Source organism: Thalassospira sp. (assembly GCF_030690045.1).
GTDB lineage: Bacteria > Pseudomonadota > Alphaproteobacteria > Rhodospirillales > Thalassospiraceae > Thalassospira.
In genome coordinates this window covers 393223-417648 of sequence record NZ_JAUYHK010000016.1, presented here as the reverse complement: position 1 = coordinate 417648, position 24426 = coordinate 393223, and the positions used below count along the sequence as shown (strand labels likewise).

Below are 24426 nucleotides of genomic sequence, written 5' to 3'. Positions count from 1 at the left end.
TGTCCGGGTGGGGGATAAAAAGATGAAAGACGATTTGAAAAGTCTGGAAGGCCTTGATCCGGCGGTACGGCTGGCGGGGCCGGGTCGAAAATTGCGCCGGTTCTTTCTGTTTGGTGCGGCACTGGTGACCACGGCCTATGCGTCGTGGATGATGGCCGATGTTCTGGCCGCCGATCAGTTGACCATGATGGAAGCGGTAGTGGTGACGTTTTTCACCATCAATTTTGCGTGGATATCCCTGTCCTTTTATACCGGCGTTGTCGGTGTGTTTTTGCGTGCCTTTGGGTTGGACGCCCTCACATTGCGCCGCCTGCGCCCTATTAAGCGCAAGGGGCGTTTGCGGTCGAAAAATGTTGTGATCATTCCGGTTTATAATGAAAGTCCGAACCGGGTGTTTGCCGGGTTGCGTGCGAGTTATGAATCACTGGTGGCGACCGGCGAAATTGATGCGTTTGATTTTTTTGTGCTGTCAGATACCCGCGATCCCGATATCTGGATCGCCGAGGAAATGGCGTGGGCGCGAACCTGTGCCGAACTGAATGCGCGCGGCAAGATTTTCTTTCGCCGCCGCCCGGAAAACACTGAACGCAAATCCGGCAATCTCAAGGAATTCTGTGAAACATATGCGGCCAATTATGACCATATGATCGTCTTTGATGCCGACAGTGTGATGTCGGGCGAGGCGATGGTCAATATGGCCTATATGATGGAAAACAATCCCGATGCGGGGATCATCCAGACCCCGCCGCAACCGACCGGTCGCATGACCCTGTTTGCCCGTGTCTTGCAGTTTATTTCGCGGGTGCATGGCCCGACCATGTCGGCGGGGCTGGCGTTTTGGTGCATGGGCAGCAGCAATTATTGGGGTCATAACGCGATCATTCGGGTGCAGGCCTTTATTGATTGTTGCGGATTGCCGGTCTTGTCGGGCAAGCCTCCGATGGGGGGACATATCCTCAGCCATGATTTTGTCGAGGCGGCTTTTATGCGCCGGGCCGGGTGGCGGGTATGGTTGATCCCCCAACTTGAAGGCAGTTGGGAAGAATTGCCACCCAACCTGATTGATTACGCCATTCGTGACCGGCGCTGGTGCCAGGGTAATATGCAGCATGCGCGTCTGATTTTTGCGCATGGATTCCGTCCGCTCAGCCGTCTGCATTTTTTCATGGGGGTGATGAGCTTTGTCTCCTCGCCATTATGGCTGTTGCTTTTGCTGAGTTCGACGGTGGCGACCTTGCAAAATGCCCGCCTGACACACAGTTTTTTCCCTGGTCAGTTCACCATGTTCCCGCAATGGCCGGTGGATCGGTCTTTTGAAATGCTGATGTTGCTTGTTTTCACCATCGGCATGCTGGTGGTGCCGAAGGTTATTTCGGTGCTGATGGTGTTTATCGGGCGGGACCGTCGCAAATATGGCGGTTTTGCCGTGCTGATCAGTGGTTTGCTTGAAATGATTTATTCCGCCTTGCAGGCCCCGATCATGATGATGATGCATGCGCGGTTTGTGTTTTCGGTTCTGACCGGAAATCAGGTTGGCTGGGACGCGCAGGAACGCGATGATACCGGTGTGCCGTTTATGTCCGCCCTGAAAACCCACAAGGGCATTATTGCACTTGGGTTGATCTGGGGGGCGGTCGCGATTTTTGTCGATCAGGCGTTTTTCTGGTGGCTGTCGCCGATTTTGGCTGGTTTGGTGTTCTCGCCGTGGCTTACTCATTGGTCCAGCAGCCTTGCATTGGGCAAAAAAGCGGCGGCGATGGGATTGTTTCTGACCCCCGAAGAAACCGCGACTCCGGACGAACTTGCCGCCCTATACCGCCTGAAAGAAGCCGGTTTGGGGGATGATGTGCGTGACGGGTTGTTACAACTGATCGAAGATCCCTATGCCAATGCCTTGCACAGCGCTTTGTTACCGGCACAAAAACCGGATCGCCGTACCCAGATTGAGGTCGGAATCATCTATGAAAAACTGGCCCGGCTGGGGGTTGAAGCCCTGACGCGCGAGGAGAAATTCAAGATTATGTCATGGCCGGTCAAGCCTTTGGACCAGATCATGGCAGGGCAGAATATTGGCGGTTCGGATCATCCTGAAACATCAACTTCTTTCGCACCTGCGAAAAAGGGATAGCCCCATGTTCGGCACGCATGGGACTTGCCCTTAAATCGTCTTGATTTCGGCAAAATATGGCACAATATCGGCGGTAAGATTATTGAATTCAAATGACTGGCCGTCGCCGTCATGAATTCCTTAAAAGCCGGACAGGACAGAAAATGTTTGAACAGATGTCTTTGCCTCATGCCGAAAAAACGACCGCAGCCGAGCCGGTTGCGCTGGGCAGGATGCTGCGCGATACCGCACGCGCTTGGACGCGTTCCTTTGGTGTTTCGGGCGAGGTGGCTGAACAGCGACTGGTTGACCAGTTGCGTGCCGCCCTTCGCGAAGATGTTACAGTTCTGGACGTGAACAGCAATTTTCAGGACGTCCTTGATCAGGCCGCCCATGATGCCATTGCCGGTTGGTTTGCGTATGTGACCCGCGATCAGGATTGTCATACCGGCAACCGTTTTGCGATGTTGCGTTGTGCCTTTTTGTCGGCCAATCGTGACGGCATCTGGAACGAGTGTTTTCTGGATCGTGACGGGTCGCTTCAGGACCTTGCTCTTGCCCTTCAGGTGCAAATGATGTTGCCGACCCCGGCGCGTAACAGCCGCGTGATGCCGCGTCAGTCTCTGGAACGTCAGGCTTCCTGAACAAAAAACCGGTTTTCAGAATGATTTCAAGGCGCCATCCGTGCAAACAGGTGGCGCCTTTTCTATTGCATTCCATGTGACTGCACGGCCAATACAATCAGGTCGCCAAAAAAAGGCCCACCCCAAAGGGCGGGCCAGTTCAGCGGGCGATAAGGACCCACCACATCAATGTGACAGGCCCCAAACGGTGTCAGGGCACACACACCCTGACACCGATCTTTTGTGCCATTATGTGGCAGAAAAGTTATACGATGCCGCAAGCAGGTCCAGCAGCCGGGCGACCGCCGGGTCATTGCGGCCATTATGTTCCGGTTCATGAAAAAAATCGGGCATCGGGGTTTTGTCGGGTGACAGGTTATAGCGGTCCGGGTCGGTGATGCCGATGGCACGCAACACGTCTTCGTCGGTAAAGAAACCACCGGTAATCTGTTGTGCCGGGGCGCATAACAGGGCATGGGCGGCATCGGCGATAATGTCGGGATGACGGGCGTGTCCGGTGTCAATGCCGGGAATCATGCTCAACGCGGCAGTATCAATCACCGTGACCGGCCACAGGGAATTAATACCGACCTTGCCGGTAAATTCGGCAGCCAGACCCAGTGTTACCAGACTCATGCCATATTTGGACATCGTATAGGCGGTGTGGTTGGCAAACCAGTGCGGGCTGAGATTAAGTGGCGGCGACATGGTCAGGATATGGGGGTTATCCGCCGCCAGCAAATGCGGCAGGCAGGCCTGCGCACAGGCAAAGGTGGCGCGGCTATTGACCTGATGCATCAGGTCGAACCGCGACATCGGGGTTTGCAGGGTCGGGGTCAGGTTGATCGCGCTGGCATTGTTGATCAGAATGTCGATACCGCCAAAGGTTTCGACTGTGTGCGCCACCGCATCGGCAATCTCGTTTTCATCGCGGATATCGGTTTTAATCGGCAAGGCCCGGCCCCCGGCGGCCTCGATTTCGGCGGCAGCAGTATGAATGGTGCCGGGCAGTTTCGGGTGCGGTTCATCGGTTTTGGCGATGATGGCGATATTGGCTCCGTCACGCGCCGCACGCAGGGCAATCGCCTTGCCAATGCCGCGTGATGCCCCGGTGATGAACAATGTTTTTCCTTTAAGACCGGTCGTGGCGTCAGTCATAATGCGGTTCCCTGTCGCGATGTTGCGGGGTTCCCAAAAGCCGGTTTGCGCTTTTCGATAAAGGCAGTAACACCTTCATAAAAATCAGGATCAAACGTGCAGGCGGCAAAGGCGTCCGCCTCGGCGGCAAGCTGTTCTGGCAAGGAATTGCCGGGGGCAGCATTTAGCAGCGCCTTGGTCTGGGCTAGGGCATGACGCGGGCCGTTAGCAAGCCGGATGGCAAGGGCAGTGGTGGCGGCATCAAGGTCGGCACTGGCAACCACCTGATTGATCAGCCCCAGGCGTTCGGCCTCATGCGCATCAAACCGGCCGCCCAGCAGGGCAATTTCCTTGGCCTTTTTCATGCCGACCAGCCTGACCAGCGAATGGGTCGCGCCGCCATCGGGCGATGTGCCGATATGGCAATAGGCAAGCGTGAAAATGGTATCTTCAGCGGCAATCGCCAGATCACACGCATTCATCAAACTGATGCCAAACCCGGCAACTGCGCCATCCACACGGGCGATAACCGGCTGGGGCAGGGTGGTCAGGCGCAAAATAACCTGATGGACCTGATTAATCATGGTGCGGATGGTGGATGAGGCTTCTGTTGCCGGGATGTCGGTTTGATGCAGCAAATCATGGAAAAACCTGACATCTCCCCCGGCCATAAAGGTGCCGCCACTGCCGCGCAATACCACCGCGCCGATGCTGTTTCCGGCTGCCTCGATCCGGTCAAGGGCCTCCATCAATCCTTTGGTCATCGCCTGATCCAGCGCATTGAGGCGGGCCGGACGGTTCAGCGTGATGGTGGCGATATGTTGATCGATATGCAGCAAGACCGCGTCGCTTGACGACATTGTTTTTTCCTTTCCTAAATCGCCGCAAGACGGGCTTCGATGGCGCTTTCGATATCGGTCCATCCCGCCAGCCAGTCCGGCATGTCGGGGGACCCGGTTTTCATCCCGACCAGCGCACAGACATGATCGGGGCGGACCACGCCATGCGGGCCGACAAACACCGCCTTGACCAATGCAAGGGCCAGGGTTTTACCATCGGCGACAAACCGTTGTTCGACGTAAAAGCCCTTTTCATCCCAAAACAGCGCCTGTGTTTCGAGGGTGAAGCGTTGAAACGGTTTGATCGAGCGTTTGAACCGCATGGTCGATATTGTGATCACCGGTTGCCATTTGTGTTTGAAGGCCTGCCGTACAATGCCGGTGCGCAGCATCAATTCGGTCCGGCCCAGATCCATCAGGGCGAAATAACGTGAATTGGTCATATGGATGTTGATATCAAGGTCGGTCGGCCAGGTGCGAAAGGCGACACTTGATAATGCCAACGGGTTCAGGGACGGTCGCAGCCGCGCCAGAATCAGGATACGGATCAGCCGGAACAACAGATTCACGACATCCTCCGGTCTTGAAAACAAACAGGGCTGTGACGCGGGGCCATGATCAGAATGCATCCTCATCCATTGCCATCATGGTGGCAGAACCCGACATGATGGCCGAAAACAATGCACCGGTTTGCGGCAGGATGCGTTCCATATAAAATTTGGCCGTGACCAGCTTGGTGCGATAAAAACCTTCGGGGTCATTATCAGCCTTGGCAAGGGCGATTTCGGCCATCTGCGCCCACATATAGGCAACCGCAACCAGACCAAACAGCCGCAAATAGTCGGTTGCCGCCGCCCCGGCCTCGTCGGGGTTTTTCAGGCCGCGCTGCGCGATTTCGCCGGTGGCCTGTTGCAGGCGCATGAACGCCTTGGCAAGGGGTTGCACAAAATCGCCCAGTTCTTCATCGCCGACATGGGATTCGATGTAATTTTGCACCGGGTGGAAAAAACGCCGCAAATAACGTCCGGCTTTGGCGGGCAATTTACGCCCGACCAGATCAAGGGCCTGAATGCCGTTGGTACCTTCGTAAATCTGGGCGATGCGGGCATCGCGGACATATTGTTCCATGCCCCATTCGCGGATATACCCATGCCCGCCCAGCACCTGAACGCCCAGATTGGTGGTTTCAAACCCCCAATCGGTAAACAGCGCCTTGACGATCGGGGTCATCAACTGCACGAATTCATCGGCTTCTTCGCGCTGCGCCGGGTCAGGATGATGTTTCATGGTGTCAAGCGCACGGGCCACCCAGATGCCCATTGCCCGCGATCCTTCGTTACAGGCACGCTGGGTCAATAACATCCGCCGGACATCGGGATGTACCAGCAGGCTGTCTGCTTCTTTTTCCGGGGATTTCGGCCCGGTCAGGGCGCGGCCCTGCAACCGGTCGCGGGCGTAACTTGCTGCCCCCTGACGGGATGCCTCGCCAAGGCCAAGCCCCTGAATGCCAACGGACAGGCGTTCCTGATTCATCATGGTGAACATGGCGGGCATGCCCTGATGGGGTTCACCCACCAGCCAGCCGGTGGCACCATCGAAATTCATCACACAGGTCGAAGATGCCTTGATGCCCATCTTGTGTTCAATCGACCCGCATTTGACCTTGTTGCGATCCCCTAATGATCCATCGTCATCAACCATGAATTTCGGCACGATGAACAGGGAAATGCCCTTGGTTCCCTTGGGTGCATCAGGCAATTTTGCCAGAACCAGATGGATGATGTTTTCCGTCAGGTCATGTTCCCCGGCCGAGATGAAAATCTTTGTGCCGGTGATGGCATAGCTGCCATCGTTGCGCGGTTCGGCTTTGGTGCGGATGATGCCCAGATCGGTGCCGCAATGGGGTTCGGTCAGGCACATGGTTCCGGCCCATGTGCCTGCGACCATTTTGGGCAGATATCTGGTTTTGATGTCGTCCGACGCATGACTGTGCAGGGCGGCATAGGCCCCATAGCTTAACCCCGGATACATGCCAAAGGAGAGATTGGCCGAACAGATCATTTCCTCGACCAGCGCATTCAGGGTTTTGGGCGCGCCCTGTCCGCCATAGGCGGGATCACAGGCAATCCCGGTCCACCCGCCTTCGGCAAATGTCTGATAGGCATCCTTGAAACCCTTGGGGGTTGTGACAACGCCATCTTCCCAGTGACAGCCTTCTTCGTCGCCGGTCCGGTTCAGCGGAAGCAAAACTTCTTCGCAGATTTTGGCGGCTTCTTCGAGAACTGCATCAACCACATCGGGGGTGAAATCCTCGCAACCGGGCAACTGGTTGATGTCGTTGTAATCAAACAGTTCGGTCAGGACAAAACGCATGTCGCGCAGCGGTGCCTTGTAATGTGCCATTGTTTTTTCCTCAGTTCCGCAAGGGTTTGCCGGTCAGCAACATATGTTCGACACGGGCCAGTGTTCCGGGATTGCGCACCAGTCGCATGAACCCCTCGCGTTCGAGTTCCAGCATGTCGTCTTCGGACAATTCCTGTGTGATATCGGTATCGCCCCCGGCCAGTGTACGGGCCAGTTCGCCTGCTACCACGCGGTCATAATCGGTGGCCTTGCCCAACCGCCAGAAACCGTCAACCGCCATTTCAAAGGCCACCCGTGCCGTTTCGCCGGGCAGGCGATACGTGATTTCAGTCGGGGCTTCGTAACCTTCGACCATTGCCAGTGCGCGGGTTTTTGCATCCTGCAACAGCCGGTTGCGGTTCATTGTGATGCCGTCATCAGGGCGGAAAAACAGATGTTCCTTTGCCTCGAACGCCGATTTGGCGACGGTGGCGACACTGATGATTTCAAATGCCTTGGCGGATGCGGCCATCGGGCCTTTGGGAAATTTCGGGTTTTCGGACCAACGCCGGATCATTTCCTTGCAACCGCCCCATGCCGGGATCAACCCGACCCCGGGTTCAACCAGCCCGACATAGGTTTCGGCATGGGCCTGTACTGCGTCACAATGCAATAATACCTCGCACCCGCCGCCCAGTGCCAGCCCGGACGGTGCGCCGACAACCGGGAAAGGTGCATATTTCAGGGCTTTGTAAGTTGCCTGTCCGGTTTCAATCAGGTTTTCAATTTCCGGCCAGACGGCGATATTGGCGGCAAACAGCGCCAGCCCCAGATTGGCCCCGGCAGAAAAATTGCTGCCTTCGTTATAAACCACCATTGCCTTGAACTGTTTTTTTACCGTGCGGATTGATGTTTTGAGCATCGCCATCACATCGGCATCCAGCGCATTCATTTTGGTATGAAATTCAAGGCAGGCGACGCCATCGCCAATATCCCAAAGCGATGCCGACCGGTTGCCGGCCACCGGTTCGGACCGGCGTTTGATGTCTTCCAGCAACAGGACTCCGTCGGGGCGGATGACTTCGGCATAATCGCCGTCAAAGCCAAGGCAAAAGAGTTTGCCATCCGTGACTTTGTAAAACGATTTTCCTGCGGCCTTTTGCAGAAGCGGCGGGATGTCGATCCCGTCGGCGGTAAGCATCGCAATCAGGGCATCAACGCCAATCGCGTCGATCAACTCGAACGGGCCGGTTTTCCAGTTATAGCCCAGCTTCATCGCCTCATCGACATCCGGGATGGCGGTTGCGGCTTCTTCGGCGATAAAGGCGGCATAGCCTAGGGTTTTACCCATAACAGCACGACCATATTCCCCCCCCTTGTCCGGGAAATTCATCAGGCTGTGCGGGTTTTTTCCGGCGGCACGGACACTTTCAAGGCGGGCTTTTTGCGATTTGGCGAAGTCACCGGTGGCAAGATTGACCGATTCCTTGACCTTTTCGCCACCACTGCGATTAAGGCGGTAAAAGCCGCCCTTGCCCTTGCGACCGGTATAGCCATCGGCAATCAGATTTTTGACCAGATCAGACTCGCGGTAAATGGCATGAAACGGGTCCGATTTTGGCAGGGCCCCGGCCATGCTGGCCTGCACATGGGGCATCAAATCCAGCCCGACCAGATCCATCAGGCCAAAAACGCCGGTTTTGGGAATGCCAAAGGGACGGCCAATCACACTGTCGGCTTCTTCAACGGTTAGATGACGATCCATCGCCTCGGTCATGGCAGCCTGAATCCAGTAAACCCCCAGACGGTTGGCGATAAAGCCCGGTTTGTCATGGCAGGTGATACAGGTTTTACCCAGACGATGATCGGCAAATTGCGTGATTTTATCGATCACACCATCGCGCGTGGCGGGGCTTGCAACCAGTTCCAGCAACCGCATATAACGCGGCGGATTGAAAAAATGGGTGATGATGAAATCGCGGGCGAAACCGGTTTCCATGCCGTCAATCAGGGTGGCAAGCGGAATGGTTGATGTGTTGGATGACACCACCGATCCCGATTTGCGAACCGCCCCGATTTTTTTGTAAAGCGCCTGCTTGATATCGAGGCGTTCAATCACCGCCTCGATGATCCAGTCGCACTCGGTAATTTTGCCAAGGTCATCCTCGATATTGCCGCAAGTGATCAGATTTGCGGCACGTTTGTTCATGAACGGGGCCGGGTCGGCCTTTTGCAGTTTTGCGACCGCACTGGTGGCAATCACATTGCGGTCCGATGCGCCGTCCGGAACGATGTCAAGCAACAGAACCGGCGTTCCGGAATTGGCGATATGGGCGGCGATTCCGGCCCCCATCACACCGGCGCCAATGACGGCGACCTGTTTGATGCCAGTATTCATGTCAGACATTACATCGCCTCCAGAATCGTTGCGATGCCCTGTCCACCACCAATACATTGCGATGCCAGCGCATATTTGCCGCCTTCGCGTTTCAGCAAGGACGCCGCCTTGCCGACAATACGCGCCCCCGTCGCCCCCAAAGGATGGCCAAGGGCAATGGCTCCGCCATCGATATTGACGATTTTCGGATCAAGGCCAAGTTCGCGGATGCTGACCATGGCCTGCGAGGAAAAGGCTTCGTTCAGTTCGACAATATCAAGGTCGGAGGCAGTTATTCCGGCACGCTTCAGGGCTTTTTTGCTGGCCCCTATCGGGCCGATACCCATAATTTCTGGTAGGCAACCATCAATCGCCACCGATTTGATGCGGGCCAGTGGTGTCAGACCGTTCTTTTTGGCGAAGTCTTCGGAACAGACCAGAACCGCCGACGCTCCATCGGTCAGGGGCGAAGATGTGCCCGCTGTTACCACACCATCGGCGCGAAAGGCCGGTTTGAGATCGGCTAGGCCTTCGGCGGTGGTGTCCGGGCGGATACAGCCATCATCGGTTACGGTGCCATCCGGGGTATCAATCGCGATGATTTCATCGGTGAACTTTCCGGCTTTTTGGGCACTGTCGGCCTTTTTGTGGCTTTCAACAGCAAAGGCTTCCTGATCGGCACGCGACAGGTTCCATTTGGCGGCAACATTTTCGGCGGTATCACCCATGCCGATATAGGCCTCGGGCATGGTTTTGTATAATTGCGGGTTGGGCATCGGGTTAAAGCCCATCATCGGCACCCGGGTCATGCTTTCGACCCCGGCACAGATAAAAACATCCCCCGCACCAATCGCAATTGCCCCGGCGGCCTGGTGGATTGCCTGCATCGACGATCCGCAAAACCGGTTGACCGTCACCCCGCCGACGGATCGCGGCAATCCGGCCAGAAAGGTGATCAGCCGGGCGACATTAAGGCCCTGTTCGCCTTCGGGAAAGGCACAACCCAGAATCAGATCCTCGATGGTTTTTGGGTCAATGCCGCTTTGATCGACCAACCCGCGAACGACGGTTGCGGCCAGATCATCGGGCCGTATTTTGGCCAAAGCCCCCTTGCGGGCAAGGGTAAAGGGGGACCGGACATATCCGGCGATAACGGCTTGGGTCATGGTGATGTATCCTTCCTGTGCTATCGGTGATTTCGGGTCCGTAAATCATTACGAATCCGGATCAATCCCTTTTTCTTTCAGCGCCTCAATCGATTGCTGTTCGATTTCGCGCAATTCATCGAGCGTGACATCCAGTGCGATCCGTTGTTCTTCCAGTTCTTCCATCCGGTGGCGAACCTGCCCTAACAGCATTTTGATCTGCCCGGTCTGGGTCGGATCGGCGGCATAGAGGGCGAGGTAATCGGCAATCTCGCGCAGGCTGAAACCCAGTCGTTTGCCGCGCAGGATGATCAGCAGGCGGGCGCGGTCCTGACGTGTATAGACCCGGGTGGCCCCGGCCCGCTGTGGTGCCACCAATCCCTTTTGTTCATAGAAGCGGATGGTGCGCGGTGTGATGCCAAGATCTTTTGCCAGTTCCGGCACTGTGTAGAATGGAACGTCTGTTTTTGTCATGTCGTCGCCCTATTGGTACATTTTTTGATCTTAACGTCAATTAGTTTACGTTAACGTCAGTTACATTTTTTACAATATATGTGAACCTGACGTAACGTATTGATTTATTAAGATGAACTGGCCGTTTTTTGCCGTTCTTCCTCAATCAGTTCTTTTTTCGACAGCTTGCCGACCATGGTTTTGGGCAGTTCATCCCGCAATTCAATGTCGCGCGGCATTTCGATTCGCGAAATTTTGTCTTCCAGAAAATCCCGCAAATCATTCGGGGTGACATTGATGATGCCATCCTTCAGTCGGACAAAGGCCTTGGGGGCCTGACCGCGATAGGGATCTGGCACGCCAATCACCGTGACTTCGGCAATATCGGGATGCAGATACAGGGCTTCTTCAATGGCGCGAGGATAAACATTATAGCCGCTGCACAGGATCATGTCCTTGAGGCGATCAACCAGAAAGATATAACCGTCCTTATCGCGAAAACCGACATCGCCGGTGCGCAGCCAGCCATCAAGAAAGGTCGCCTTGGTCGCATCGGGGTTTTGCCAGTATTCCGGCATGACCTGTGGCCCGCGTATGCAAACCTCGCCTTTTTCGCCGTCGGCGACGGTGTGCGAGAGCCGGTCCAGTGACCGGATTTCAATTTGCGTACCGGGTAGCGGCACCCCGATGGAGCCTTCCCTGTTCACGCCCAGAAACGGGTTGCAGGTGCAGACCGGGCTGGCTTCGGTCAGACCATATCCTTCGACAACCTTGGCCCCGGTGATGTCTTCAAAGCGGTGCTTGACTTCGACCGGCAGGGGGGCGCCGCCGGAAATACAGCACCGTACGGAAGACAGATCATGTTTCGGGGTTTCGGGTGAATTGTTGATCGCGGTGTAGATCGTCGGCACGCCTGGAAAGATCGTCACCTTCTTGCGATCCAGTGTTTTCAGCAAGGCATCAAGTTCAAAGCGCGGATGCAGAACCAGCTCCGCCCCGATATTGACCGATGTATTGAGCGCGACCGTCATCGCAAAGACATGGAAAAACGGCAAAACGCACAGGGTAACTTCGTGACCGGGCCGGGCACCAGGCATCCAGCGGGTCAATTGATCGACATTGGCGCTCAGATTCGCATGGGTCAGCACGGCACCCTTGGGTCGCCCGGTGGTGCCGCCGGTATATTGCAGCACCGCCAGATCATCGACCTTGCAAGGAGGAATGGCCTTGATCGGAGGACAACTGGCAAGGCGGGAATAGGGGATATGGCGTAAATCCGACGGGATATCGGCCAGTTCGCTGCGCTTGAACAGGGCGAACAACACGCTTTTGACCGGCGGAAGAATGTCGCTCATTTCACAAACGACGATCCGGCGCAGACAGGTCTCGTCAAAACAGGCGGCGACCTTGGGGTAAATCTGTTTGAGGTTGAGCGTCACCATCAACCGGACGCCGGAATCGTTGATCTGAAAGGCGATTTCGCGTTTGGCATAAAGCGGGTTGAAATTGACCACCACCCCGCCGCATTTCAGAATCGCATAATAACACACGACATAATAAGGCGTGTTGGGCAGGCACAGGCCAACCTTGTCACCCTTGCGCACGCCAAGTTGGCGAAACCCTTCGGCGACCCGGTCAATCTGTTCGGCGATGTCGTGATAGGTGTAACTGCGCCCCAGAAAATCGACGCAGGGACGGTCGGCAAAGCGGGCGACGGCATCGTCAAAAATATCATGGACCGGGCGCATGCGCACCGGCGCGTCAAGATCAACACCGGGAACATCGCCCGGCAGGATCGAAGGGCTGGTCGTGGAAACCTGAACGTTTGTATGTATCATTTGCGTTAACTCCATTACGTTAACGTCACATTGCGGGCGACATACGCCCGGTGTGATGCCGGAACCCCGACCGCACACCGGACAGTATAACCGATCAGAACTTGAAATTCGCCTGCAAGGCGATGATGTCGACCTCGGATTCGTAGGTGCCGCTATATGTGCCAACGGTGGAGCTGTTCAGATTGATATCGGCAGAATGGGCAAAAATATGGGTATAGCCCAGACTGACATCAGCCCAGTCAGCCGCCTTGTAAGTTGTACCCAACGACACCCAATAGCGGTTGGAGTCAGGTAGGCGTACTGACCGGTATTTATCTTTCACCGGGGTTTCGTCAAATGCAACACCACCGGTAAAAGCCCATCTGTCATCATGCTGATAACGGGCACCAAGGCTGTAGAACCATGCACTTCCCCATTTATATTCGTCAGAACTGAAATTTTGCGTCCCGGCAATCAGGATGTTGGTATCGCCGCCAAAATGAAAGTCCAGCGTGTCGATGGAATTCCAGTTGGTCCATTGGGCATCGGCCATCACGGTCCATTTTTCCCCAATATCCTGTGCGATGCCAAAGGTGACGGCTTCGGGTGTGCTAACCTTGGCCGTGGCCGTTTGATTGCGATATCCGGCGGCCTGTGCACCGGTATCAAATTTGATATCGCCTTCCAGATTATGGGTGATGGTCGAATTATAAGCCGCCCCGATGCGGGTGCCGGGCATAAATTCCCAGTTTGCACCGGCGGTCCATCCTGCTGCCAGATCATCGCCGGTGACGTCGCTATTGCCCTCGCCCTGACCGGGAAAAGCCACTGATCTGGCAAGACGGGCATCCATATGCTGAATTTGCGCACCTGCGCCCAGCGACAGGCCGTTATCAAAGCGATAGGCAACCAGCGGCTTGATGTTCACGGTTTTGATGGCTGAGGTTGTGCCAAAAAAGCGTCCTGAAAAATCCGGTTCGTAATCGGTCACCAGTCCCCAGGGCGAAGTCATGGAAATACCAATATTAAGTTGGTCCGTCAGTTTCCAGACCGCATGGGCATTGGGGACAAAGGCATCCTGTGCGAAATCACCATAATCGGTTCTGGAAACATTACGTCCTGCCGTCAGGGTACCGGTGGTGGCTGAACCGTTGCTCATGGTCGAACGCGGAATGATCAATGCGCCACCGGCACTGTAGCTGGTTTCGTCAAAATGGCCGACATTGGCCGGGTTATAGAAAATCGTCGAGGCATCGGTCGAGAGGGTGGACATCCCGGCATAGGATGATCCCTGTAAGGTGCCGCTGGTTTCGCGGACCTGAAAGCCCGAGGCATGGGCCGTGCCTGCCGATGCAAGCAGGGCCAAAATAGCAGTTACGGACGCTGCCCCACAGAGGCAGCCCTTTCTGGACGTTATCATCATCAGTTTCTCCCTGATACGAAGCTGGTTATTGTTGCGCCTTGGGCGCCCGCTTGCGTTTTCTTGTGCGGTTACGGTAGATCGACCCTGATGAAGTCGATGTCGTAACCTTTTCTTTTAAAGCTGGTTTTCAGCAATTTTCCGTCTTCGCCGTACCAAAGGTCGCGGCTGACATCCCCGCTCATGATGTAATGACGGGCGGGGTATGTTTCATCGCCCAGCGTGAGGGTGCCGTTTTCGGTCTTGTCGATGCGCACCGTGTGTGGGGTGGCATCAATCACACTATAGAGATGGTCTTTGGTGGTTACCTGTTCTGACCACAGGGTCAGGGGCCATGCCCCGTTGCACGCTTCGCGACGGGGCGTGTTCTGCCCGGCCAGTTCATAACAGTCACCGTCATATTCGGCGAGAAAGGCATAAGGCGTTCCGTCATCACTGGTTTCGGTCGAAACCGACACCAGATTGCCGTCACGCCAGATTTCGCGCCGCTTATGGTGGTACTGAAAGGTCAGAAACAGGACCCGGACATCTGTCTGGGTCGTGACATCAACCGCAAGGCCATCCGGGCTTTCGGTAAATGTTACGGTTTCAAAACCAATTGGTTCGCCATCTTTAAAGACTTTGTAATTCAGGGGTTCTTCTGCATGGCTCGACACCGGTACCAGACCGGTGATAGCCATGATCAGTCCCAGCGCATAGAGGCGTTTGTTTGGTTCGGACATATCGACATCCCCCTCATTTTCCGATCAATCCAGCCGTGCGGAAAGTTTCGCTGCAATCCCCATCGACCCTTTCACCTTGACCTTGCCCATCGTGAAGGCGAGCATCGGATCCAGTTTTCCAGCCAGCATTTTGGCCAGATTGGCTTGCGAGATTTTCAGGATGCAATCGGCATCCTCCAGCGGGTCGTCGGTAATGTCGGGTTGTGGTCCGGTGGCATCAATCACCACATGACCGTCATCGCCACAATCAAAGGCGATCACGGCATTCAGGCCCCGCAATTGCGGCAATTTCGTCCTGATGGTTTCGAGGATGGCTTCCACGAAATCCTCCCTGTTTTTTGATGGTCTTGTTTTTGTTTGTGGGGCAACTGTAACTCAAAGTGACGTATACGTAAATCAATTTACGAATAGGTGATAACGAAAGATTGCAGGCCCTTGATTGGCAATAAAAAATCGGCTTGGAACACATAAAAAAACAGGCCCGGCAAGAGATGCCGGGCCTGTGATGACATGATCGGACAGAGTGGTGTCGGGCGGGTATCAGGACACGATTTGCCAACTGCCATCGGGTTGCTGACAGGCAGTGCCATAAGTTTGTTGTGGCGTGCCTGCGATGGTCGCGGTGGCGGTATATTCCCGGCAATACCGGTTATCCGGGGTTTGCCAGGACCGGGTTGGCGTCATGTTGAACTGTTGGTGCGAATCAGGATTGACCCAGCTTGCGGTTTGGCCGTCCGGGACACGGTTCAGCGCATAGCCGGTGCAGGCCTGATCGGTTTGATCCATCCCCTGCCCGATGGCGTGACCGCCGAGCAATCCCAGAATCGCTCCGCCAATCACCGCGGCCATGCGGCCATCGCCCTTGCCAATCGTCGAACCGGCTGCGGCTCCAGCGGCTCCACCCAGAATCGCGCCGATGACGTCGCGATTGCATTGCAGGAAATTGCCATTGGGTACAAACATATTGCCGCCGTTATGAACCGGTACCGGGTGTTTTGGGCCGGGGCCGGGATGCATTCCCGGATTTTTGGCGCGATAACCATGTGCCGGGGCATGGGGCGGCGGATCGGCCAGAACCGGCGATGTCAGGGTTGTGGCAAAAATCATGGCGACAAGGGCTGTAACAAGGCGTTGGTTTCGGGGTTTTTTCATGTTTTCCATCATGATGGTTGAGGCTGTGCAGGCTATCCTTGCAAGGTTTCACGGTGCAGCCCGGAAAAACTGGCGGCCTTATTGCCGGGCCTTGTCATTTTCATGCAGAATATAGCCGACCCCGGCCCCGGCAACGCCACCAATCGCCGCACCACAGCTGACACAGCCGCCGGTAATAACGGTGCCGACCACGCCAACACCGGAACCAATGGCGGCCCCGCTCAGCATTTTCTGGTCTCGGTCACTCAAATTTGTGCAGGCCGAAAGTCCAAAGGTTGCCACTGCGATGGCCATGATTGCTGTCTTTTTCATCTCATGTCCCTTTCTGTCGTTTTTGGGGTCTTCGATCCTGCCGAAAACCCGTAAACAGGTTCCCAAAATCAGAATGCCTGACCTTTAAGGATGCGATAGGGCAAAGATGTGGCGGATTAAGGCATGGATTTAAGGAGTTAGGCGGGCTGTCTGTTTCAAACGTGATGGCTGGCGTTTGCGGCGTTGCAACCGATGGCAACAGCCGCTAGCCTGCGGGCAAACAAGATCATCCGGGGAACGTTCATGACTTTTACTGCCTGGCTGTCGGTGGCGGTCATTTGCATTTTGGGCGCGATGACGCCGGGGCCGAGTCTTGCCGTTGTGTTGCGCCATTCACTGCATCAGTCGCGTCGGGCGGGTTTTGCCTGTGCGCTGGCGCATGGGGCGGGGATCGGGTTTTATGCAGTGATCACGATGGCAGGTCTGGGTATTTTGTTTCAGACCGTGCCGGCCTTTCGCAATATCGTCAGTGTGATGGGCGCACTCTATCTGATCTGGCTGGCGGTCCGGGCGTGGCAGGCCGCCGGAAGCAGCGCACGGTTTGCATCCGGACAGGGCGGTTTACAGGCCCAAACCATGATGCAGGCGGTGCGTGACGGTTTCATGATTGCCTTCCTCAATCCCAAAATCGCGCTGTTTTTTCTGGCGCTGTTCAGTCAGTTTGTCTCGCCGGAATTTGGTTGGGGTAGCAAGGCATTGCTGGCCTTTACCGCCGCCGCCATTGATGCGGTGTGGTATTGCCTGGTCGCGGTCGGATTTTCGCATGGGGCGGTTTTGCCGTGGCTCAAACGCCATGCCGGGATGATCGAACGGTTGATTGCCGTACTGTTTGTGCTGGTCGCCGGGCGTGTGCTGTATGATATTCTGCCTGTTTTCTAGCCTTATCCTTGCGGAGAAACCCGATGACTGAATTGCAACCTGTTGATCCTGCTGCCGATCCGGCGGCACGGGGATTTCGGCGTTTGACGCCGCATCTGGGTTTTTTGGCCGCCCTGTTGTTGTTGGCGCTCAATATGCGCGGTTCTATCGTTGTGATGGGGCCGTTGGCCGAAACGGTGGGGATCGATTTGTCTCTGTCGGCAACGCAACTGGGCCTGCTGACGACCATTCCGATCCTGTGTTTCGGAGTATTGTCGGTGTTTGCGCCGCGCCTTGGGCAACGTTATGGAATCGAAACGACGTTGGTGGTGATGTTGATTCTGGTTGCCGTCGGGCAGGGTCTGCGGTCCACCGGGATTTACGGAGTGATGGTCGCCGGGACGCTGGTTTTGGGATCGGCGATTGCGGTGATGAATGTGCTGACGCCATCACTGGTGCGGCGCAGTTTTCCGGCGCGGGTCGCGATGGTCACTGCCCTTTATACCTTTACGATGTCAAGCGGGGCGGCCTTTTCGGCATGGATTGCCATTCCGGTGCGCGATGCGATGGGGGGTGACTGGCGATATGCGCTGGGCATCTGGGCGGTTGTGGCGGTGATTGGTTTTGTCTGTTGGTTGCCAATGTTGCGGTATCGGCATCGCAATGCGGTGTCGGGCCTTCCGGCGGCCTCATTATGGCGCAATCGTGAGGCCTGGGTGCTGAGTCTGTTTTTTGGTTGTCAGTCGCTGGTGTTTTATACCGGGATTGCGTGGGTATCGAAAATCTTTATCGATTCCGGGATATCCGAGGCCGAAGCGGCAACCCTGCTAACACTTTTCAATATTTTTGGTATTCCGGCGGCATTTCTGGCCCCCCTGATTTATTCGGTGATTCCCAACAAGAAACTGGCAATGACGGTATTGCATTTGCCGTTTTTGATCGGGGTGCCGGGTTTTGCCTTTGCCACCACCAGTTTCCCCTATGTCTGGGTGATTTGCATGGGGCTGGGTCAAGGCAGCATGATCAGCATTGCCCTGACTCTGGTTGGCATGCGCGGGGCGGACCCGCAAACATCGGCACGATTATCGGGCATGTGCCAGTCTTTGGGATATTTGCTGGCGGCGATTGGCCCCGTGCTGTTTGGGGCGTTGTATGACGTTCTGGGCGGCTGGCGGGTGCCGCTGATGATCCTGTTTGGGGTTCTGTGCGTGCAATATCTGGCCGCCCTGCGTGCCGGGTCAGCCGAAAAAATCAGCGCCTGATTTCAGATAAAAGGCTTTGTCGTTCGTTTTATGTTTAACCCGCCGGATATTCCGGCGGGTTATTTGGCTTTGACACACGGCGTAGCCTTGTTTCAGGCCGGGTGGATGCCTTGACGACAGGTGACAATCATTATAATAATGCAAATCATTATTAATATTAATTCCGAGGCAGCATCGGGTCCTGTGTGCCTTTTTCCGCGCCTTTTTTCCCGTTTTCAATCCAGGAGAAACCGCCATGACCGGAAATAATTTCAAGACAGCAGCCGAAGCCTGGGCCGCGATTTCCAGCGGCACGGCCAAGGGATATACCCGCGACATCGCCGACGAAATGGAGATCAGCGAGGGGGAACTTGTGGCGGCGGGATGCGGTGATAATGTCATTCGTCTTGATGCCGACTGGGGGGATGTGATCACGCGCCTGAGCGAGCTTGGCGAGGTGATGGTACTGACCCGTAACGAGTCTGTGGTTCATGAAAAGACCGGCATGTTTGGCAAGGTCAGCATCAATGGCGAAATGGGCCTTGTGTTGAATCATGACGTGGATTTGCGGCTGTTTCTGGGGCATTGGGGGCATGGTTTTGCCGTGGAAACCAACACAGCCAAGGCCGGTCAACGTTGCAGTTTTCAGTTTTTTGATCATGATGGCACCGCCATTCACAAGGTTTTCCTGACCCAAAACTCAAATACCGCGGCGTATGACGCACTGGTCGCAGAATGGCGTGCCGATAACCAGTTGCCGGAAATCGAGGTTTTGCCACCCCTGCCCAAACCGGCCCTGTGCAGCGATGACGCGGTTGATCTTGAGAATTTCCGCGCCCATTGGCGGCGCATGACCGATGTTCATCAGTTTCATGGTCTGTTGCGCGATTTCAATGTGGGCCGCCATCAGGGATTGCGTCTGGTCGGGCCGGAATTTGCCGAAAGGCTGGATGTCGGGTCCCTGCGCATCTTGCTGAAAAAGGCCGCATTGCAAGGGGTTTCGATCATGGTGTTTGTCGGCAATCGAGGTGCGATCCAGATTCATACCGGTCCGATCCAGACCATCCGCGAGATGGGGGACTGGATCAATGTCATGGATCCGACATTTACATTGCACCTTCGTAACGACCATATTTCCGAGGCATGGCTGGTGCGCAAACCGATCCGCGAAGGCAGAATCACCACGGTCGAACTGTATGATGCAGATCTGAACAATTTTGCGATTTTTTGTGGTGAACGTGCCCCAAAAGATCCCGAAAACAGCCAGTGGCGCGATCTGGCTCAATCCCTGCCGCGTGATGGCGGCACCAAAAATGCTGCGGCGGAGTAAAAAGATGCGGTTTATCGTTTTCGTTCTGGCCGCGATGATCGGACTGGTCAGTATATGGTCGGCGGGATATGCCAGCGAACCGGCATCGCCGCAACGGGTGATTACCGTGGGCGCACCGGCCACCGAAATTGTCTTTGCCCTGGGTGCCGGGGATCGGGTGATTGCCACCGATACCACCAGCACCTTGCCCGAAGCAGTGGGTGACTTGCCCAAGGTTGGCTATATGCGGACACTGGCGACCGAAGGGATCGTCGGGTTGAAACCCGATCTGATTCTGGTGGTTGAAAAAGCCGGGCCGGATGCAGCGCTGAAAGATCTTGTGGCGCTGGGCATTCCGGTGGTCAAATTGCCATCCCTTGATCATCTTGCCAATCTGCCTGACGCAATCCGGATTACCGCCGATGCCTTGCATCTTGGTGATATCGGGCAGGAAATGGCGAGCCGGGTCCGGGATGATATTGCCTCGATCCAGAATATGGCCGGGGCGGATCATGCCAAAATCGTTTTCCTGATGGCGGTGGGGCATGGTCAACCGATGTCGGCGGGGCGCAATACCACGGCAGATGAAATCATTCATCTGGTTGGTGGTGAAAATCCGATGGACAGTTATGACGGGTTCAAGCCGGTATCGCCCGAGGCGATTACCGCCGATGCATCGGATTATGTCTTGATGCCAGATTCAACCTTGGACCACTTTGGCGGGTTGGCGGGCCTGTCCCAGCATCCGGCACTGGGCCTGCACCCGGCGGTGGCACAGGGCCGGGTTTTGACGATGTCGTCTTCGACTATTCTGGGGTTTGGCCCGCGTTCGGTGGGCGAAATACGTCTTCTTGCCGAAAAATTGCATAATATTTCTGATCCGAAATGAGTTTGCCTAATGCCGTCAGGATGTCTTTGACCCGGTTTCCGTCGCGCACCGGTCTGGTGTTGCTGGTGATGGCAGTGATCTTGTTGATGACGCTGGTGATATCGCTGGGCGCGGGTGGGGCGGATATCACCACAATGGATGTTTTGCGCCATCTGGCCTTTCGGATCGGGATTTCCGATCAGGGGATTGGCGATTTTAACGGCCGGGTTCTCGATGCCTTGCGACTGCCGCGTATTGTGCGAGGGTTGGTGATCGGGGCATCATTGGGCCTGTCCGGGGCCGTTCTGCAAAGCCTGTTTCGTAATCCGATTGCCGATCCGGGCATTATTGGCGTATCGGCCAGTGCCGCGTTGGGCGCGGTTGCGATGATTGTCTGCGGGCAGATGATTTTGGGCAGCTATTATACGGCGATGGGTCCTTACGGGGTGCCGGTGGCGGCCTTTGGCGGGGCGTTGCTGGCAACTGCGGTTATCCGCAAATTATCGCGTCAGGATGGACACACCGATGCGGCAATGATGTTGCTGATCGGGGTTGCGATCAGTTCGATTGCCTGGGCCGGGGTGGGTGTTTTCACCTATATGGCCGATGACGTGCAATTGCGCAGTCTGACTTTCTGGCAGATGGGGGCGCTGGGTGGCAATGGTCCGGCGGATGTGCCTGCCCTGATCATCATGGTGCTGGGTGTGTGTTATCTGGTGACGTTGGGGCAGGCGATGAATTTGTTCCTGCTGGGCGAGGCCGAAGCGCGTCATTTGGGGGTCGAGGTCGAAAGCCTGAAACAGCGGGCGACGATGGCGGTGGCCCTTGTGGTCGGGGCGGCGGTGGCCGTATCGGGCATTATCGGCTTTGTCGGTTTGATGGCCCCGCATCTGATGCGGTTGGTGATCGGGCCCGATAACCGGTTTGTCCTGCCGGGATCGGCCTTGTGCGGGGCGTGGCTTCTGATCGGGGCGGATGCGATTGCCCGGGTGATTGTCCTGCCGGCCGAATTGCCAATCGGGCTTGTGACCGGCATGGTGGGCGGGCCATTTTTTCTGGTCATGTTGTTGCAGGAACGACGCCGGAGGCGGATATGAGCCTTGTACTGGAACAGGTCGGCTTTTCAGTGCGGCAACATGTATTGCTGGCCGATATCTCGCTTGAAGTCAGGCCGGGCGAGGTTCTGGTCGTGCTGGGTCCCAACGGGGCGGGGAAATCCACCCTGCTACGGCTTATGGCCGGGGAAATGGCCCCGACGCAGGGGCAGGTGATTCTCGATCAGCGGCCCTTGTCGGCATGGCGGGCGGGTGAACTGGCGCAACGCCGGTCGGTGATGCCGCAGGCCTCGATGTTGGCCTTTCCCTTTTCGGTGCGCGATATCGTGGCGTTGGGTCGGGCCCCCTATCGCCGGATATCACCCCGGCGGCTGGATCAGGAGATGATCGACCGGGCGTTGGCGCTGGCCGATCTGACGGCGATGGCGAACCGGGCCTATCCTGCATTGTCCGGCGGTGAAAAACAGCGGGTGCATCTGGCGCGTGCCCTGGTGCAGTTATGGGGGATGGATATGGCACCCGTCGCCGGGAAAAGCGAGGCGGGCGGGCATCGGTTTTTGTTGCTGGATGAACCAACAGCGGGGCTGGATATCGCCCATCAACATGCGTTGCTGGGTGTGGCGCGGCAACAGGCGATGGACTATGGGGTCGGGGTTCTGGCGATCCTGCATGATTTCAATCAGGCCGCACTTTATGCCGACCGGGTGGCAATCCTCAAGGCCGGGCGGCTGGTGATTTGTGCGCCAACCCTTCAGGCGATGGTGCCCGATATTTTGTCGGATGTTTTCCAAAGCCCGATCCGGCTGATCCGCGATGCGGTCACGCAACAGCCGGTCTTTATCAGTGATGGACATATTCGTGATGGGCAGGGCGGCGTAGGGATCAGTCCGCCGTCATCCGGCTTGCCGCCAGTGCCAGTGCATCAAGCCGCGCAATGACATCATGTGTCGCCTTTTCCATATCGGCAAAGGCGGTGAGTGCGGCGGGCATATTGCCGGTGTTAAAAGCGCGAATGGCGTTGATGCCCGCCTGATGCTGGGCGGTGTGGGGGGATTTGACGGCCTCGAATTCCTTTAAATTCCGCAATCCGGCGGCAGCAGGGCTGTTGAGCCATTTACCAAACCGGCAGGCTCCGGCATCACCAATATCGGTTTCTGCGATTTTACCTAACCCGGCCAGCATTTCAGCGACTTTTTTGCAATAAACTGCATGTTCGGCCTTGGCGCTGCGGATGGTGCGGTTGGGGATGTCATAACCGACCAGTTCACCAACCTGCACATCAATCAGGCGTTCGATGCCGCCCATCACCGTAATCACCGACCGGATGGCCGCAACCTGTGCGCCGGTTTGCCCGGCAATATGGGTGACACCATCCGACACGGCATTGGCCGCCCCGGTCTGTTCGCCGAGAATGGCGGAAATATCTTCGATCCGGCGGGTGGTTTCGGTCATTTTACTGCCGATATCCTCCATGCCATGCGCGACATCATCCATGACCTGTTGCCCCATGGTGACGGCACCGGTGCCACGATTCATCGCACCGACGATATTTTGCATTTCTTCCTGCAAGGTTGCGATGCGCTGGCGGATTTCCTCGGTGGCGCGGGCCGTCTGGCTGGCAAGGTTTTTGACTTCATTTGCGACCACGGCAAATCCCTTGCCGGCATCCCCGGCGCGGGCGGCCTCGATGGTGGCGTTGAGCGCCAGAAGATTGGTCTGGGATGCGATTTCCTCGATCGACTGGACAATTTCGCCAATATGCCGGGATGCATCGGCCAGTGTACTGACCCGATCCGAGGCATCGCTGACCGCACCGGCGATATCTTTCATACTGGCAACGGCATTGCGGACGGTTTGCTGACCGTTATGGGTGGCATCAATGGCATCGGTGGCCGTGCGGCTGGCGATCTGGCTGTTTTGGGCGATGCCGTTGATACCTGCCACCATTTGATCAACTGCGGCGGAAATGGATTGTGCCTGCTGGTCGATATCTTCCAGTGAATGCATCATGCGGGCATTGGAAACCGCACTTTGATTGATCGCAATCGACATATCCATGGTGCGATCCATCAATTTGTCGGCAAAACCGGTTTCCGAAACATGATGGCGGCTGTCAGAGGCGGCATCGCAATAGGCCGTCAGGGTCAGTTCGATATCAAGCAACATCACCGATGTCAGAGCGGTGACAATTGATGCCGTTTTGCCTGCATTCCAGCGGAACTTGCCAATGATCCCCTCGATCAGATTGTCGGTAATTCGGTTATATCCGGCGATATATAATTTGGGTGTGATGCCGCAGGCGGCATGCAGACGACCCAGTTCGGCGGATTCAGTCAGAAAGTCCGCATCAAGATCGCCGTTAAAAAGCCGGGTCCAGTGACGGGTCAGTTTTTGCCTGAGATCCTTGATGTGTCGCGGATCGGGTGGGGATGTTTTGAGGTCCTCGTTCTGGCAAATCCGGTCGTAAAACTGTTCGACCCGGTTCGGAATTTGGCTGTGAACAAGATCGGATGCCTGTTTGAGAATGGCAAATGTCGCCGGGGCAACATTATAAAGTTCCAGACGATTTCCCAGTGCCGACAAAGCGATTCCCCTTTTTATGATCTGCTTGTGCAGATTTTATCCCGTTAAACCGGTCACGTTTTTGA

General features: G+C 56.0%; 22 protein-coding genes. 8 read left to right on the top strand and 14 right to left on the bottom strand.

Annotated features, from left to right (window positions below):
- Positions 1-22 precede the first annotated feature (22 nt).
- Together mdoH and Q8O73_RS13480 are read left to right on the top strand one after the other, a co-directional pair.
- Positions 23-2128: a glucans biosynthesis glucosyltransferase MdoH gene (gene mdoH, locus Q8O73_RS13485; protein ID WP_305558684.1), complete on the top strand. Its 2106-nt coding sequence runs from the start codon at positions 23-25 to the stop codon at positions 2126-2128.
- A 143-nt stretch (positions 2129-2271) separates the two neighbouring features.
- Entirely contained in the window at positions 2272-2751 is a 480-nt protein-coding gene (locus Q8O73_RS13480) for a hypothetical protein (RefSeq protein ID WP_305558683.1), read from the top strand.
- A gap of 228 nt (positions 2752-2979) precedes the next feature.
- Here Q8O73_RS13480 and Q8O73_RS13475 read toward each other — a convergent pair whose 3' ends face one another.
- The 13 genes from Q8O73_RS13475 to Q8O73_RS13415 form a co-directional block, all read right to left on the bottom strand.
- The gene (locus Q8O73_RS13475; RefSeq protein WP_305558682.1) at positions 2980-3888 is read right to left on the bottom strand and encodes an NAD(P)-dependent oxidoreductase; all 909 of its coding nucleotides are present in this window, start codon (positions 3886-3888) and stop codon (positions 2980-2982) included.
- Positions 3885-4727, bottom strand: coding sequence for an enoyl-CoA hydratase/isomerase family protein (locus tag Q8O73_RS13470; RefSeq protein ID WP_305558681.1), 843 nt, complete (start codon positions 4725-4727; stop codon positions 3885-3887). Before Q8O73_RS13470 ends, Q8O73_RS13475 begins: the two co-directional genes overlap by 4 nt.
- Positions 4728-4741: 14 nt before the next feature.
- Positions 4742-5275: a thioesterase family protein gene (locus Q8O73_RS13465; protein ID WP_305558680.1), complete on the bottom strand. Its 534-nt coding sequence runs from the start codon at positions 5273-5275 to the stop codon at positions 4742-4744.
- 49 nt (positions 5276-5324) lie between these two features.
- Positions 5325-7109: an acyl-CoA dehydrogenase C-terminal domain-containing protein gene (locus Q8O73_RS13460; RefSeq protein ID WP_305558679.1), complete on the bottom strand. Its 1785-nt coding sequence runs from the start codon at positions 7107-7109 to the stop codon at positions 5325-5327.
- A gap of 10 nt (positions 7110-7119) precedes the next feature.
- Positions 7120-9447, bottom strand: coding sequence for a 3-hydroxyacyl-CoA dehydrogenase/enoyl-CoA hydratase family protein (locus tag Q8O73_RS13455; protein ID WP_305558992.1), 2328 nt, complete (start codon positions 9445-9447; stop codon positions 7120-7122).
- A gap of 8 nt (positions 9448-9455) precedes the next feature.
- The gene (locus Q8O73_RS13450; protein WP_305558678.1) at positions 9456-10592 is read right to left on the bottom strand and encodes a thiolase family protein; all 1137 of its coding nucleotides are present in this window, start codon (positions 10590-10592) and stop codon (positions 9456-9458) included.
- Positions 10593-10640: 48 nt separating this feature from the next.
- A complete protein-coding gene (locus tag Q8O73_RS13445; protein ID WP_305558677.1) occupies positions 10641-11045 on the bottom strand; it encodes a MerR family DNA-binding transcriptional regulator in 405 nt (134 codons plus the stop codon).
- Positions 11046-11152: 107 nt separating this feature from the next.
- Entirely contained in the window at positions 11153-12862 is a 1710-nt protein-coding gene (locus Q8O73_RS13440) for a long-chain fatty acid--CoA ligase (protein WP_371135088.1), read from the bottom strand.
- 94 nt (positions 12863-12956) lie between these two features.
- Positions 12957-14264 carry an OmpP1/FadL family transporter gene (locus Q8O73_RS13435; protein WP_305558676.1) on the bottom strand — a complete coding sequence of 436 codons (1308 nt, stop codon included), beginning with the start codon at positions 14262-14264 and terminating at the stop codon, positions 12957-12959.
- Positions 14265-14332: 68 nt separating this feature from the next.
- Complete coding sequence (locus Q8O73_RS13430) at positions 14333-14983, bottom strand: DUF6134 family protein (protein ID WP_305558675.1); 651 nt, start codon at positions 14981-14983, stop codon at positions 14333-14335.
- Between the two features lie 24 nt (positions 14984-15007).
- Complete coding sequence (locus tag Q8O73_RS13425) at positions 15008-15304, bottom strand: SCP2 sterol-binding domain-containing protein (protein WP_305558674.1); 297 nt, start codon at positions 15302-15304, stop codon at positions 15008-15010.
- A gap of 219 nt (positions 15305-15523) precedes the next feature.
- Entirely contained in the window at positions 15524-16135 is a 612-nt protein-coding gene (locus Q8O73_RS13420; protein ID WP_305558673.1) for an RT0821/Lpp0805 family surface protein, read from the bottom strand.
- Between the two features lie 78 nt (positions 16136-16213).
- Positions 16214-16447 (bottom strand): hypothetical protein, encoded by a 234-nt coding sequence (locus tag Q8O73_RS13415; protein WP_305558672.1) that lies wholly within the window; start codon positions 16445-16447, stop codon positions 16214-16216.
- A gap of 243 nt (positions 16448-16690) precedes the next feature.
- Here Q8O73_RS13415 and Q8O73_RS13410 point away from each other — a divergent pair, with 243 nt between their 5' ends.
- The 6 genes from Q8O73_RS13410 (at position 16691) to Q8O73_RS13385 (ending at position 22716) form a co-directional block, all read left to right on the top strand.
- A complete protein-coding gene (locus Q8O73_RS13410; RefSeq protein ID WP_305558671.1) occupies positions 16691-17326 on the top strand; it encodes a LysE family translocator in 636 nt (211 codons plus the stop codon).
- Positions 17327-17349: 23 nt separating this feature from the next.
- Positions 17350-18567: an MFS transporter gene (locus Q8O73_RS13405; RefSeq protein ID WP_305558670.1), complete on the top strand. Its 1218-nt coding sequence runs from the start codon at positions 17350-17352 to the stop codon at positions 18565-18567.
- Positions 18568-18802: 235 nt separating this feature from the next.
- Complete coding sequence (locus Q8O73_RS13400; protein ID WP_305558669.1) at positions 18803-19876, top strand: hemin-degrading factor; 1074 nt, start codon at positions 18803-18805, stop codon at positions 19874-19876.
- 4 nt (positions 19877-19880) lie between these two features.
- Entirely contained in the window at positions 19881-20744 is an 864-nt protein-coding gene (locus Q8O73_RS13395) for a hemin ABC transporter substrate-binding protein (protein ID WP_305558668.1), read from the top strand.
- Positions 20745-20770: 26 nt separating this feature from the next.
- Positions 20771-21820, top strand: a complete 1050-nt coding sequence (locus Q8O73_RS13390) for an iron ABC transporter permease (RefSeq protein WP_305558667.1) — start codon at positions 20771-20773, stop codon at positions 21818-21820.
- Positions 21817-22716 carry a heme ABC transporter ATP-binding protein gene (locus tag Q8O73_RS13385; RefSeq protein ID WP_305558666.1) on the top strand — a complete coding sequence of 300 codons (900 nt, stop codon included), beginning with the start codon at positions 21817-21819 and terminating at the stop codon, positions 22714-22716. The genes Q8O73_RS13390 and Q8O73_RS13385 overlap by 4 nt, the downstream gene beginning before the upstream one ends.
- Here Q8O73_RS13385 and Q8O73_RS13380 read toward each other — a convergent pair.
- Entirely contained in the window at positions 22661-24361 is a 1701-nt protein-coding gene (locus Q8O73_RS13380; RefSeq protein ID WP_305558665.1) for a methyl-accepting chemotaxis protein, read from the bottom strand. The two genes, Q8O73_RS13385 and Q8O73_RS13380, sit on opposite strands and share 56 nt — an antisense overlap.
- Positions 24362-24426 lie beyond the last annotated feature (65 nt).

Bases quoted from the DNA above. Each gene is read 5' to 3' on its own strand.
- Q8O73_RS13445 (WP_305558677.1), bottom strand. From the start codon at position 11,045: ATGACAAAAACAGACGTTCCATTCTACACAGTGCCGGAACTGGCAAAA.
- Q8O73_RS13435 (WP_305558676.1), bottom strand. From the start codon at position 14,264: ATGATGATAACGTCCAGAAAGGGCTGCCTCTGTGGGGCAGCGTCCGTA.
- Q8O73_RS13405 (WP_305558670.1), top strand. From the start codon at position 17,350: ATGACTGAATTGCAACCTGTTGATCCTGCTGCCGATCCGGCGGCACGG.
- Q8O73_RS13415 (WP_305558672.1), bottom strand. From the start codon at position 16,447: ATGAAAAAGACAGCAATCATGGCCATCGCAGTGGCAACCTTTGGACTT.
- Q8O73_RS13455 (WP_305558992.1), bottom strand. From the start codon at position 9,447: ATGAATACTGGCATCAAACAGGTCGCCGTCATTGGCGCCGGTGTGATG.
- Q8O73_RS13410 (WP_305558671.1), top strand. From the start codon at position 16,691: ATGACTTTTACTGCCTGGCTGTCGGTGGCGGTCATTTGCATTTTGGGC.
- Q8O73_RS13470 (WP_305558681.1), bottom strand. From the start codon at position 4,727: ATGTCGTCAAGCGACGCGGTCTTGCTGCATATCGATCAACATATCGCC.
- Q8O73_RS13395 (WP_305558668.1), top strand. From the start codon at position 19,881: ATGCGGTTTATCGTTTTCGTTCTGGCCGCGATGATCGGACTGGTCAGT.
- Q8O73_RS13400 (WP_305558669.1), top strand. From the start codon at position 18,803: ATGACCGGAAATAATTTCAAGACAGCAGCCGAAGCCTGGGCCGCGATT.
- Q8O73_RS13460 (WP_305558679.1), bottom strand. From the start codon at position 7,109: ATGGCACATTACAAGGCACCGCTGCGCGACATGCGTTTTGTCCTGACC.
- Q8O73_RS13475 (WP_305558682.1), bottom strand. From the start codon at position 3,888: ATGACTGACGCCACGACCGGTCTTAAAGGAAAAACATTGTTCATCACC.
- Q8O73_RS13420 (WP_305558673.1), bottom strand. From the start codon at position 16,135: ATGAAAAAACCCCGAAACCAACGCCTTGTTACAGCCCTTGTCGCCATG.
- Q8O73_RS13385 (WP_305558666.1), top strand. From the start codon at position 21,817: ATGAGCCTTGTACTGGAACAGGTCGGCTTTTCAGTGCGGCAACATGTA.
- Q8O73_RS13450 (WP_305558678.1), bottom strand. From the start codon at position 10,592: ATGACCCAAGCCGTTATCGCCGGATATGTCCGGTCCCCCTTTACCCTT.
- Q8O73_RS13430 (WP_305558675.1), bottom strand. From the start codon at position 14,983: ATGTCCGAACCAAACAAACGCCTCTATGCGCTGGGACTGATCATGGCT.
- Q8O73_RS13480 (WP_305558683.1), top strand. From the start codon at position 2,272: ATGTTTGAACAGATGTCTTTGCCTCATGCCGAAAAAACGACCGCAGCC.
- mdoH (WP_305558684.1), top strand. From the start codon at position 23: ATGAAAGACGATTTGAAAAGTCTGGAAGGCCTTGATCCGGCGGTACGG.
- Q8O73_RS13440 (WP_371135088.1), bottom strand. From the start codon at position 12,862: ATGATACATACAAACGTTCAGGTTTCCACGACCAGCCCTTCGATCCTG.